General features: G+C 54.6%; 10 protein-coding genes. 6 read left to right on the top strand and 4 right to left on the bottom strand.

Annotation, left to right across the window (positions count from 1 at the left end):
- On the bottom strand, window positions 1-1,311 hold a 1,311-nt coding region (locus tag ENTHG_RS05400), incomplete at its 3' end, for a glucan biosynthesis protein D (RefSeq protein WP_044175473.1).
- 228 nt (window positions 1,312-1,539) lie between these two features.
- On the bottom strand, window positions 1,540-2,394 hold the full coding sequence (locus tag ENTHG_RS05395; protein ID WP_044175471.1) for an AraC family transcriptional regulator: 855 nt from the start codon (window positions 2,392-2,394) through the stop codon (window positions 1,540-1,542).
- Between the two features lie 202 nt (window positions 2,395-2,596).
- Between ENTHG_RS05395 and ENTHG_RS05390 the strand changes: the two genes are divergently transcribed.
- From ENTHG_RS05390 to ENTHG_RS05375, 4 genes are all read left to right on the top strand, one after another.
- Window positions 2,597-4,426 carry a DUF2264 domain-containing protein gene (locus tag ENTHG_RS05390; protein ID WP_071825808.1) on the top strand — a complete coding sequence of 610 codons (1,830 nt, stop codon included), beginning with the start codon at window positions 2,597-2,599 and terminating at the stop codon, window positions 4,424-4,426.
- A gap of 24 nt (window positions 4,427-4,450) precedes the next feature.
- Window positions 4,451-5,701 (top strand): oligosaccharide MFS transporter, encoded by a 1,251-nt coding sequence (locus ENTHG_RS05385; RefSeq protein ID WP_044175469.1) that lies wholly within the window; start codon window positions 4,451-4,453, stop codon window positions 5,699-5,701.
- A gap of 11 nt (window positions 5,702-5,712) precedes the next feature.
- On the top strand, window positions 5,713-6,870 hold the full coding sequence (locus ENTHG_RS05380) for a glycoside hydrolase family 88 protein (protein ID WP_161624515.1): 1,158 nt from the start codon (window positions 5,713-5,715) through the stop codon (window positions 6,868-6,870).
- Between the two features lie 73 nt (window positions 6,871-6,943).
- Window positions 6,944-7,627, top strand: a complete 684-nt coding sequence (locus ENTHG_RS05375; protein ID WP_044175466.1) for an oligogalacturonate-specific porin KdgM family protein — start codon at window positions 6,944-6,946, stop codon at window positions 7,625-7,627.
- Between the two features lie 184 nt (window positions 7,628-7,811).
- Here the strand turns inward: ENTHG_RS05375 and ENTHG_RS05370 are convergent, their stop codons facing one another.
- Both ENTHG_RS05370 and hglS read right to left on the bottom strand, forming a co-directional pair.
- A complete protein-coding gene (locus ENTHG_RS05370) occupies window positions 7,812-9,320 on the bottom strand; it encodes a carboxylesterase/lipase family protein (RefSeq protein ID WP_044175464.1) in 1,509 nt (502 codons plus the stop codon).
- A gap of 42 nt (window positions 9,321-9,362) precedes the next feature.
- Window positions 9,363-10,706 (bottom strand): 2-oxoadipate dioxygenase/decarboxylase HglS, encoded by a 1,344-nt coding sequence (hglS, locus tag ENTHG_RS05365; protein ID WP_044175462.1) that lies wholly within the window; start codon window positions 10,704-10,706, stop codon window positions 9,363-9,365.
- Window positions 10,707-10,994: 288 nt separating this feature from the next.
- Between hglS and ENTHG_RS05360 the strand changes: the two genes are divergently transcribed.
- Both ENTHG_RS05360 and ENTHG_RS05355 read left to right on the top strand, forming a co-directional pair.
- A complete protein-coding gene (locus ENTHG_RS05360) occupies window positions 10,995-11,918 on the top strand; it encodes a LysR substrate-binding domain-containing protein (RefSeq protein WP_044175459.1) in 924 nt (307 codons plus the stop codon).
- 125 nt (window positions 11,919-12,043) lie between these two features.
- The coding region (locus tag ENTHG_RS05355) for a molybdopterin-dependent oxidoreductase (protein ID WP_044175457.1) at window positions 12,044-13,222 on the top strand (1,179 nt) is incomplete at its 3' end.

The raw sequence follows: 13,222 nt of genomic DNA, 5'->3' as shown, positions 1-13,222 counted from the left end.
GAAGCCGCCCATCCCGGTTCGGGTGGCGTAAACCCGTGCCAGCGGCGAGCGAACCGGTGGCAGCGCGCTCCAGTACAGTCGGTACTGGAAAGCCAGGTCATCACCGGCGCGCACCGGTTTTTCCGGTTGCCAGAAGCAGACGATGTTATCCAGCGTTTCGCCCGTGGTCGGGATCTCCATCAGCCCGACGCTCCCCTTACCCCACTTGTTGCGCGGCTCTACCCACAGGCTCGGGCGTTTGTTATACCAGCCCATGACATCCTGATAGTGAGAAAAGTCGCGGTCTAATTGCAGCAGACCGAACCCTTTGGGATTGTTATCGACAAAGGCGTTAAATTGCAGCTTTTGCGGGTTGTTCAGCGGTCGGCAAACCCATTCACCGTTACCGCGCCACATTGCCAGGCGGTCAGAGTCGTGGATCTGCGGATGAATGGTGTCGCAGACGCGGCGTTCGTTGTTGCCGCAGCTAAACATACTGGTCATCGGCGCGATCCCCAGCTGTTTAATGTCCTTACGGGCGTAGAGATGGTTGTCCACCTCCATGATCACCTGATTCTTTTCGCAGTGGATCACAAATTTGTACGCGCCGGTCAGGCTCGGGCTATCCAGCAGAGTGTAAACAGTGAAGGTGGTATCCGAGGCTTTCGCCGTTTCAAACCAGAAAGAGGTGAAGTCGGGAAACTCTTCCGGCGTATCGGTAAAGGTATCGATAGCCACGCCGCGCGCAGAAAGGCCGTACTGATATGTGCTGTCTACCGCCCGGAAATAGCTGGCCCCCAGGAAGGAAACGATATCGCGGCGCGCCAGCTCAGGCGCTTTAAACGCGCGGAAACCGGCGAAGCCAAGATCTTTTTGCCCTTCCAGTTGCTTAGTATCAACCCCGGCGTCGTGGTAGTTGAATAATTCAGGACGGAAATGGATCTCACGCGCCTGCTGCGTTGCGGGATCAAGAGAAAACATCCGCACCCGACGGCGAAAACCCATCCCCACATGGAAAAATTGCACGTCGAGCTGCCGCCCTTCAACATTGTTCCACAGAGAGTGGTTGGCGTCATACTGGATGCTGTTATACGCCTGCGGCGTCAGGGTCGCCAGGGTATCAGGCAGCGGCCGCGGCGCACCGCCCCACGGCGATTTAGCCAGATCGCGGGCCATGCTCTGCAGCACGGAAAAATCGAAGCGACGGCTCTGACCATCGGCGATATCGGAATCTGCAGCAAACGCCGCACGCGAGAAGAGCGAAGCAAAGCCGGTGGTCCCGCACGCTGCGGCCAGCGCCACTGATGCTTTAATGAAACGTCTGCGGTTCATGCCTGATAAAACGTCCTTATGGTCGTGAAATGAGGTTTCGCATCAGGGCGAAACCGCGGCAAAATCTGATTATTAATGACCGCCCACTCTAGACAAATTTGATTGAGAATCCAATTGTTGAGCGGCGATAATCTGCGCAAAGGAGGAAATATTTTTGTCGATCGGATCCGCCTGAAAAGGCATGTAAAGAAAGGTATGGCTGGCTTACCGGGCGAGGCAGCCTGGCTCTCATTTCTCCCCTTTACGGATGTGGTTATTTTTGTAGCGTAACGGCGCGCAGCCCAGCGCCTCGTTAAAACATTTTATAAAGTAAGTGACATGATTGAAGCCCGATTGCGCGGCCACCTCCCCTATGGAAAGAGAGGTATGTTCCAGCAGTTCACAGGCATGTTTGATTCGACGGATGATAATGTATTCCTGAATGGTGCCCCCCGTCTCCTTGCGGAAGGTTCGCGATGCATAGCTTGCAGAGACGCCGAGTTTATCCGCCAGCCCCTGTAAGCTGATTTTTGTGGTGTAGGTTGCTTCAATCTGGCGCATTATTTTCGACGATAACAGCCCGCTATTCCCGGCCCGCACATACACGCCGCTGGTGAGAAAACTGAGAATATTAAGCAATAGCAGCGCCGTGACTTCTGTTTTCCCGGTGGATGCCTTGTAGCTCTCCCAAAATAAAGAAAACAGGTTCTCAATTTGTGCGTGCGAATCGGTCAAATCATAAATAGAGACCCGCGCGTCGGCTGCGGAAATTTCGCAAAATAAATTATAACGCTGGGTGAATGGCCTTAACCAGCTGGCAATCATCGCGGCATCAACATGAATAATTGTCCGTTCATAACAATTTTTATCGCTATTTTCCACCATGACCTTGTGGATTTTACCCTGCGGAAAAATAAATAACCGCCCCGGTCTGGCTGTAAATTTTTGATTATCCACCACCACAATACCCACCCCACTTTCAATGTAGAGCAGCTCCAGACACTGATGCCAGTGATAATAATTGACGCTTTTCCCCCGGCTTCTTTTGAACTCGGTAGAGAAATCATCGAGGGTAATGCGATCGAGCAAGGCTTCATCGGTCATAGCGGTAAGGTCAAGATAGTTAAATTTTGATTCAGCATAGTTAAAAATAAATGTTGAAAACAGCGTAAAGATTCTCTTGTTCTCTTTTTCAGCATTTTTTTGTGATCTTCTTAACGATCTCCTTTCTTCGGGTCACTTATTTTCTGGCGCAACCAAGTTTTAGATGAAACCTTGTTTCAGTTCAAATTCAGAGACAAAAAATATGCGCCAACCCGACACTCAGCTGACACTCCCGAAGAGCCGCGACACGCTTCGCAGCTGTTTTAATTCTCTTTTTAATGCCGTCTGGTCACAGCGAAACGACCAATATGCCGGGATCCTGACGGGAAATCGCGTCCCCCTGTATGGCAAGAAAATAGCGGCTTTTGAAACCTTCAGTCGGTTAATGTGGGGCTTCTTTCCCCTGCTCGCTGGGGAAGATCATCCTGACAGCGAGGCGGTGCTGCGCATGCTGGCGGACGGCACCGACCCGTCCCATCCTCACTACTGGGGAGAGCCGCAGGATTTTGACCAGCGCAGCGTTGAGATGGCGGTGTTCGGCCTTGGGCTGGCGCTGGCAGGCGATACCCTGCGCCAGCGCCTTGGCCAGCCCGCATTTGGCCGCCTGGTCATCTGGCTGCAAAGCCTGCGTACGGCCAAAATCCCGCAGAATAACTGGTCGTTCTTCCCGCTAATGGTCGAAGCCGGGTTATACCGTAGCGGTGAGGCGTGGTCGCAGGCGACTGTCGAGAAGCATTTCGCGCTGCTGGACAGTTTTTATCTCGGCGATGGCTGGTACAGCGATGGGCCCGGTCGCCCCTGCGATTACTACAACGGTATGGCGCTGCACTTCTACGGGCTTATCTGGGCGCGCCTGATGGCAGATGTGTATCCGTCGCGCTGCCAGCAACTGCGCGAACGCGCCAGCCTCTTCGCCAAAGACTTCATCCATTTTTTTGACGATGAAGGTGCCGCCATCCCCTATGGCCGCAGCATGACTTACCGTTTTGCACAGGCGGCCTTCTGGAGCGCCGCGGCCTTCGCCGGGCTTGAAACAGTGCCCGCAGGCGTCAGCAAAGGAATTATTCTGCGTCATCTGCGCTACTGGTTGAAACAGGACATCACCGACGCGCGCGGCATCCTTACCGTGGGCTACGGATATGCCAACGAGATCATGGCCGAAGAGTACAACGCGCCGGGCTCGCCTTATTGGGCGCTGAAGCCTTTTCTGATACTGGCCCTCGACGATGCGCATCCCTTCTGGCAGAGCGAGGAACTGCCGCTCCCTGAGCGACCGGCCCACCATGCGATTAAACATGCGCGCCAGCTGGCGGTGGACGACAGGCAGAGCGGCCATCACTACCTGCTGAATGCCGGGCAAATCCCGGGAAAGAGCTATGCCAATAGTGAAAGTAAGTATGCAAAATTCGCCTACTCCTCGCTGCTTGGCTTTAACCTTGAACGCAGCCGTTATGGCCTGGCGCTCAACGCCTGCGACTCTACGCTGCTGCTGAGCGAACACGACGATTACTGGCGCGGCCCGCGTGATGTATCGATAGTGCGCATTGACGACAACGGTATTGCCTTATGCTGGCAACCCTGGCCCGACGTCAGGATTAAAACTCATTTAATCCCGCTGCGCACGGGGCATCTTCGCATTCATGTTATCGACACCGGGCGCGCGCTCAACTGCGCCGAAGGCGGTTTTCCGGTTCCCGTGCATGAACATCCCGCCACGGCGTTTGATGTGGAAAGCGGCACGATAACCAGCGCTGAAACCGGCTACTTCACCAGAATTAACGATTTTTCGCCGACCGTTAAGCGTGCCTGCGCGCCTGTAATCAGCCCGCCCGTCAGCAATATTGTTTTTCCCTGTAGTAGCGCCGTGCCTGTTTTAACCCACGAATTAACACCGGGCCGCCATATTCTCTGTTGTCGGATTGACGGCGGGAGAATTACCCCGGCAGCACCGCCTGTGCCCATAAATATCAGCCTTACGCCGCACCTATTAGAACTCGACCTGGATGACCAGCTTCTGGTTATCCCCTTGTAATCCTGCTTCCTTCTGGAGTGAAAAATGACCACAGTTAATCGTTTAGATTATATAAAGATAAGCGGTTTTATGTTTTTGTATTTCGTTATCTGGACCATGAGCTTTAGCCTCTATTCCATCTGGCTTGGCCAGGAGGCGAAGTTAACCAGCGCGGAGATTGGCGCGGTATTTGCGGTTAACGGTGCCTTCGCCGTGGTGATGAAACCGATATATGGTTTTATCACCGACAAGCTGGGAATGAAAAAACACCTGCTCTATTTTGTGGCGATCATGTCGTCACTGCTGATGCCTTTTTTCGTCTATGTCTATCATCCGCTGCTCAGCGAATCTTTTTATTTGGGCGTTCTGGCGGGCGCGCTCTATTTAAGCCTTGCATGGTATGCCGGGATCGCGGCCTCAGAATCCTATTGCGATCGTTTTGGCCGCCTGAAAGGCTTCGAGTTTGGCCGTATCCGGATGTGGGGTTCCTGTGGCGCGGCGCTGACGGCCTCCTTTGCCGGAGTCCTGTTTAATATCTCGCCGACCATTAACTTCACAATCAGTAGTATTACCTCGCTGATCATGCTGGGGTTACTGTTCAGCATTAAGATTCCCGCTGCGGATAACCATGAAAACGCGGTAGTACCGGAGAAAAAAATCAGCCTGCCCGATGTAAAACGGCTGCTGAAACAGGGAAAATTCTGGCGCTTCTGCTTTTACGTGGCGGGGATTGTCTGGATTATGCATATCGCTGAACAGCAGTTTCCGCGCTATTTTGTCTCTTTTTTCCATGGTAGTTCAGCGGGTAACTCCTGGTATGGCTACCTGAGCACGGTTCAGGCTATCGTCGAGTTTATTTCGATGCTCTCTATGCCCTGGGTCGTTAATAAACTGGGCGCACGTCGGGCATTGATATTTGCCGGTCTGGTGATTGGCGCGCGACTGGTTATTTCCGGTTTTGCCACCGGCCCGTTAATGATTGCCTTTATCAAACCGCTATACGGCCTGGAAAACGCCCTGCTGCTGATTGCCGTATTCAAATATATTGCCAATCATTTTGATAAAAAAGTGAATGCCACCATGTACCTGATTGGTTATCAGTGCACCATGTATGTCGGCACCATATTCGTCTCTGCGCCGGTAGGCTATATGTACGACCATATCGGCTTTGGCAATACCTATTTCATTATGGGCGGCATTGTGATGCTTTTCGCGTTGTTATCCATCTTTGTGCTTACCGACAACGACGCAACTACCGCCCCTGCAGCCCGCACCGCTAAGACCTCTTTATCATGATGGAGCACGACATGTTGTTAGTCGAAAAAGTGAGATTACACTCTCGTTTCACCCCCGACCTGCATAAATTAACACAGCTGATATGCGGCAAACTTACACGCCAGCTTACGCAGTTCGACGGCAAATACCCTGCCGCCTGTAGCATCAATGGCCATTATCCGCTGACCGATAATACCGACTGGACGACGGGGTTCTGGAGCGGCATGACCTGGCTTGCCTGGCAAATGAGCGGCGATCCGCAGTTTCTTGATCATCTGCAAAACCAGCTTCCCGGCTACGGCGAGCGCCTGCGGCAGCGCCACGATATTGAAACGCACGATCTTGGGTTTCTTTTCTCGCTCTCCTGCGTAAACGCCTGGCGCAGCACCGGCGACCCGGCAGCCAGAGAGTATGCGCTACAGGCGGCCAATCTGCTCACGGCGCGTTATCACCCTACCGCGCAAATTATCCAGGCCTGGGGCGACCTTAATGACCCTCAGCAGCAGGGACGCATGATCATCGACTGCCTGTTAAACCTGCCGCTGCTCTATTGGGCGTCGGAACAGACCGGCGATCCTCGCTATGCGCAGCTGGCGCAGCGTCACGCTGGCCGGGCCTGCGACTTCTTAGTGCGGGAAGATTACTCCACTTTTCATACCTTTTATATGAACGTCGAAACCGGCGAACCGGTTAAGGGGACAACTCATCAGGGTTATGCGGACAACTCCTGCTGGGCGCGCGGCCAGGCGTGGGCAATTTACGGTTTTGCCCTGAGCTTTAGCTATACCGGAGAGCGCCGCTTTTTGCAGGCGGCAGTGGAAACCGCCCGTTACTTTATTGCCCATCTCCCGGATGACGGGGTCTGCAACTGGGATTTGCAACTTACCGCCCCTGGCACCGCCAAAGACAGCTCCGCTGCGGCGATTGCCGTTTGCGGTCTGCTGGAGCTAACCCGCCACCTGTCGGTGCTGGACCCCGATCATGGCGACTTTACCCGCCAGGCGCTGCGCATCATGACTCAGCTGTGCGATCGTTATTTTGACGGTGAAAATGTGGATGGCGGCTATTTATTACATGCGGTCTATAACATGAATAAAGAGCGCGGTGTAGATGAATATTGTATCTGGGGAGATTATTTCTTTTTTGAAGCCGTTTCCCGGCTAACTGCGCCACTCGCTAAATACTGGTAATACATTAATAAGTAAATCTATCAGCTATGGCTGAGGATACGTTACGCCTCTAATAATTAAAAGGTAAGAAAAAATGAAAAGAACAATACTACTTCTGGCTGTTGCCCTACCCGCTTTTTGCCAGGCTGGAGGATATTTAGAAGTCAGGGAGGCGTGGAATAGCGCCTCGGAGGAACATCAGTTTAAAGTTGGCGCAGGTTATAATTTCGATAATGGGGCCGGGGTACTGTTCCAGACCGTTTATAATACCGCTGAATTAGATCAGTTTAAGCACAGTTTCGATGAATTTGAAGGCTGGTATCCTTTATGGGAAATAACCGATAAACTCACCTTAAGCCCGGGCGGCATTCTTAATTCTACCAGCGCCGGTTCCACCACCTCACCGTATGTACAACTCGGCTACGGTGTAAACCCCGATCTGGCGGTAGCGTTTAAATATCGCTACAACCATATGAATTACCAGACGCGGGATATTAACAGTGAGATGAATTATAACGACAACCACCAGTTAGTCATGGTGGTTAATTATAAAATAAACGATAGCCTTACCTATGAATTCGAACCGGATCTTTATCTTAACAGCGGCGATTATAACCGTAAAAATGGTAAAGATCATAGCTGGGAGCTAAACCATAAATTCTCGTGGAAAATAACCCACCACTGGCGGCCCTTTGTACAACTCTCATGGCTGGACAGAGATATCAATAACCATGCGGAACAGTACCGTATCAGGCTGGGTATGCGTTACTACTTCTGACGAAAAAGACCCCTGCCGGACATCAACGCCAGGGGTCACAACAGGACAGGCCTATTATTTTTGCGCAGATGTAACCGCCATCCGCAGAGCGGTAGCCTGGCCGTCAGGCTTGCCGCCCCGCATCATAATGCGTTCTTAACAAGTCACCCTGATGACATCCCCTCAACGCTGACAGTTCGTCACCTTAATCCAGCTTAACGTGATAGCGCATCACCCGTTTAAAGAAGGTCAGACGCGCGCGCATAAAGCGGTTCACCAGACGAAACCCTGCCTGTTTATTCAGCCCGATACGCAACAACCTGTCGCGGCCGCGCACGCTTGCCCGCCAGCGAACCGGGCCTGATAGCGTCTCTACGCCTGCCGCGGCATTACGGGCAAACTCGACCCAGTAATCGGCAACGTTTGCCGCAAAAGCCAAATCCCGCGCATTCACATAGCGACGCGCCGGTTCGGTGAGGGTGAGCGTATCGAACACATAGGGGACTTCGTTGCCGTGCCATGCGCCGTGCAGGTAGGTATCACGCTCGGCTTCGGCGACATAGTCAAACCAGTAGCGCCAGCAGGGCTGATTGATACGTTGCTGAGCCTGCATAATGACCAGTCCCAGGGAGGTAAAGGCCATATCCCGACACACCTGGCGGCCCAGTTCCTGATCTCCCTTTACGCCAGGATAGAGTAATTTAATCACCCCCAACCCGAGCCGCTGCTCACGCCGCAGCTTTTCAATTTGCCCGGCGAGATCGACCCCGAACTCCGCCATCACGCTGGCTTCATCGCTGTTCGAGCCGACAATAAGCGGCATCGGATGTTGTCGGCCTGAAAAGAAGACGTCCAGCGATGGCTCCGGCAGCACGCAGTCACCGGCGATGGGCGCGGGTGCGATTTTTAGCGGTGCGGCAAGGGGCCAGAATGCATCAGCAGGCAGCGCCCGTAACGCTTCGGCCGTCGCGTTTTCAAGGCCAAAATAGCGCGCGACGTCTACCCCTTTTGTCTGTGCCACGGCAAGCGGGGTATCCGGTAAGGTATAGCTGCTTTGAATAATCGCTTTATGGAATAGCCCCTTCGCCAGCGGCGAGGCCAGCAGCGACACCACGCTGCGCCCCCCGGCCGATTCGCCAAATAGGGTAATATTGTTGGCATCGCCGCCAAAAGCATGAATATTTTCAGCGACCCAGCGCAGGGCGGCTATCTGATCGAGCAGGCCGAAATTGCACACCGGCTCACTCTCTTGCGCCATCAGCGCCGGATGGGCGAAGAAGCCAAGGTGCCCCAGACGGTAATTGAGCGTAACCAGAATCACATTGCGCCCGGCAAGGGCTTTACCGTCATAGGGCGGCAGGTCGCCCGCCCCCATGGTAAAACCGCCGCCGTGTAACCAGACCATCACTGGCAACGGTTCATTTCTTTCCGCAGGTGCCCAGATATTGAGATACAGACAATCTTCCGACAGCGGCCCCGGATCGCCTCCGGCGAGCTGTTCGCAAAATTCACGGTTTTGCCAGCAGGCGGCAGAGAACGTATCGGCCAGCCGCACACCCTGCCACGGCTCAACTGGCTGCGGCGCGCGCCAGCGTAACGGACCAACGGGCGGCTGCGCATAGGGTATGCCGCGCCAGAGATGAAAAGCGCCGTCGGTAATACCCGCGACAGTGCCATAACGGGTTTCTGCCAGCGGGGAGCTGGAATTTTCCATGACAACATCCTGTAAGACTGTTTCCGTAGCAGAGTACCGATTTTACAACAGACCGCAACGCCGTTTGCTGCGGGTTTGCGCCTGTTCATACAGAACGAACTCATCCAGTACCTCGCAGCCCAGCGCCGCTTCAAAATCGACTTTGCTGGCGTTACCGTGGCTGCGCGGCTGCTCGCTGCCGCCCAGATTTGACTGGAAAATACCGGCGGCGCTCACCGGCAGGAAATCTTCATAAATAATAGGTTGCGCAACAATCCAGCCGCGCTCGATTAGCGGCTGCGGATCGTCCCCCGGATGAATGGCCTGACGATGCGCCTCCCCGGCAGGCGTCAGACGATAGCGAAACCAGGCCAGCTGCTGGCGGCGCAACAGCAGTTCGCTGTCGGGAAAATCCTGAAATACCTCCTGCAAATGGAGCTGATGCGTCAAGTTGTCTTTGCCGGTTCCCGCTTTTGCCAGAAGTTGGTCATAGCGTTCCCGGCCTTTTGGGGTAAGCGCGATGCCGCGCTGTTCGATCTCGCCAAAGCGCGCCGTGTGGGTTCCCTGATGCTCGCCCGTGAAACGCACCGGTTCATCCAGCGCTTTAAAGCTGGTCTGGCGTAGCAAAATCGGCACGTCACGACGCGGCGGCCCTTCTATTACCGCTTTAGGGGCGATACCGTACTCCGGCATCAGCGCCTGCACTCTGTCTATATCGAGGGTTCGGGGGGTTAAATGGTTGATGTGACAGCCGGGAAAGCAGACCACATCGGCAATGAGCCGGTGCTGGTCATGAAGCGCCTGGTAGGTTGCCTCGTCCACCGTTGACTGACGATGCCAGCGAAACGTCTCCAGCGCCTGCTGAACAAACTCGCTGGCCTGCCGGGGAGTGAATTCCCCGTTTTGCTCAAACAGTTCAATCAGTTCACGGCAGCGCGGGGTAAAGATATCGCGGCGCTGCAATATCGCGGCGGCTTTCTCCCGCAGCGGCGCATCTTCGATCAGTTCAAGGCGCAGCAGCGAGGTGAAAATGCGAAACGGGTTACGCGCCAGCGCGGCGTCATCCACGGGGCGAAAGGCGGTGGAGTGCACCGGCACGCCCGCCTGAGAAAGGTCGTAATAGCCCACCGGGAACATGCCCATGATCGCAAACATCCGCCGCAGCGTAGAGAGTTCCCGGGCGGTGCCAACACGGATAGCCCCATGGCGTTCGACATTCAGCCGCGCCAGTTCATCGGCGTTGAGCAACTGCTCATGCAGGCGGGGATTATTTTCCAGCACCGCCAGGTTCACATCTGCGACCAGTTCCAGCAGCGTGCCGTATTGCGGGACTTCCTGCTGGTACATTTCCGACATCGCCTGCGAAAACTGCTCCCGTATCTCATCCGCCGTGATAGTGCTCGCCATGTTGTTTTACCTCCGGTTTGTGTTACCTGGAGTGTAGAGAAGCCATCTGGGACAGGTGGAAGAGAATTTACAAACTGTGATCGCGGCAAGGAGCCTGACATCCCTACTCCCCGGTTTCATAACCACAAATTATGCATATGCCCATACCAACATGCGGGAGAACTCACACTGCGCATAAAATTTGTTTGTAACTCAACGGTGTTAAATGTTAAGAGTATTTTGCTATCAAGTTAACAAATTTTAATAACATTACTTGTCACGGGTACTGCTTCGTTTTTACATCATCCTATGGAAAAAAATGGTCTGTTCACCCAGCGCATTCGGTTGCGCCATCTTCACACTTTTGTCGCCGTCGCTCAGCAGGGTACGCTTGGCCGCGCGGCGGAAACACTCAACCTTAGCCAGCCTGCGCTCTCCAAAACCCTCAATGAACTGGAGCAGCTAACCGGAACGCGCCTGTTTGAGCGCGGTCGTATGGGCGCGCAGCTTACCCTCACGGGCGAACAGTTTTTAACCCATGCGGTGCGGGTGCTGGATGCGCTAAACACCGCCGGACAGTCTCTGAATCATAAACCCGAGCAGAACAATGCGGTGATCCGCGTCGGGGCGCTGCCTACCGCTGCCCTTGGTATTCTTCCCCAGGTCATTGGTCAGGTGCACAAGCAGCAGCCGGATATCACAATTCAGGTTGCTACCACCAATAACCCTATGCTGCTGGCCGGGCTGAAATCGGGCGAGTTGGATGTTGGTATCGGCCGCATGGCCGACCCTGAGATGATGAGCGGGCTGAATTATGAACTGCTTTTTCTGGAGTCGCTAAAGCTGGTGGTTCGCCCGAATCATCCGCTGCTGCAAAGTACCGTCACCCTGAGCCGGGTGCTGGAATGGCCGGTGGTGGTGCTGCCGACGGGGACAGTACCGCGGCAAAACGCCGAAGAGCTGCTGCAAAGCCAGGGCTGCCAGCTACCGAGTGGCTGTATCGAAACGCTCTCGGCGTCGCTCTCCCGCCAGTTAACCGTTAACTTTGACTATGTCTGGTTTGTGCCGTCCGGGGCGGTGAAAAACGATCTGCGCCAGGGGACGTTAACGGCCCTGCCAATAGTGCCGCCGGGCGTAGGCGATCCTATCGGCATCATCACCCGCGCTGATGGCCCCCTCACTACCGGCACGCAGGGTCTTATTGCCGCCATCCGTAAAACCGTGCCCGAGTAACCGGGCGCGCCGTTGCGCAAACAGTAAACTTTTTGTTAATTGTGTGATAAAAGATAGTTGTTTATTAAGGGTTGCTGTTACACGGCATATACTTCTGCTGAGCAACCCGCTGTCCGGAAGAACACATGAAATTCAAAACTGCAATAAAACCCTATCGCGCCGCTGCCGGCGGCCTCGGGTCTCTTGAAGCCACCACCCGCTTCGTTATCGACAGCAAAAATGCACTCAAAAACCTGCGTAACCTGCTTCGGATGAACAAAGCCCGCGGGTTCGACTGCCCCGGCTGCGCCTGGGGCGATGACAATAAAAGTACATTCAGCTTCTGTGAAAACGGCGCGAAAGCGGTAACCTGGGAGGCAACGCGCCGCCAGATTGACGCCTCTTTTTTTGCGCAACACAGCGTAACCGCCCTGCGCAAACAGAGCGATTATTTCCTTGAATACCAGGGGCGGCTGACCGAACCGCTGCGTTACAACCCGCAAACCGACCATTATGAGCCCATCAGTTGGGCAGACGCCTTCGCACTGACAGGTGAACATATTCGCGCTATGTCACACCCCAATGAGATGGAACTGTACACCTCCGGGCGTGCCAGTAACGAAGCCTCTTACCTGTACCAGCTGTTTGGCCGGATGGTGGGCACCAATAATTTTCCCGACTGTTCAAATATGTGCCACGAGGCGAGCGGCGCGGGGCTTAAACGTAGCATTGGCGTAGGTAAAGGCACCATTCACCTGGCCGATTTTGACCATGCCGACGCGATTTTTGTCTTCGGGCAAAACCCGGGAACGAACCATCCCCGGATGTTGCACAGCCTGCGTCATGCTGCCGATAGCGGCGCGCGGATAGTCACGTTTAATACCCTGCGCGAGCGTGGCCTTGAGCGCTTTGCCGACCCGCAGAAGCCGCTGGAAGTGGTCACCTCCAAAGCAGGCGCAATCAGCAGCGCCTATTATCAGCCCAATCTCGGCGGCGATATGGCCGCCGTACGTGGGATGGCGAAAGCCCTGCTGGAGACCCAGCGCCAGCGTCTGGCCGCAGGAGGCGAGAGCATTTTTGATGACGCCTTTCTGGCGCAGTACACCCGCGGCATGGACGCGTGGTTTGCGCAAATTGATGCGACATCCTGGCAGACCATCGAAATGCAGTCCGGTCTGAGCGAACAGCAGCTGCGCGACGCCGCGGCGGTCTGGCAGGGGGCGAAAAAGGTGATCTGCACCTGGGCGATGGGCATTACCCAGCATAAACACTCGCTGGATACGGTGCGCGAAATAGTCAACCTGCAACTGCTTGGCGGCCATCTG

The organism is Phytobacter massiliensis JC163 (assembly GCF_000321045.1).
In the GTDB taxonomy this organism is placed as follows: Bacteria; Pseudomonadota; Gammaproteobacteria; order Enterobacterales; family Enterobacteriaceae; genus Phytobacter_A; species Phytobacter_A massiliensis.
This window is presented reverse-complemented; position numbering and strand designations above follow the sequence as displayed.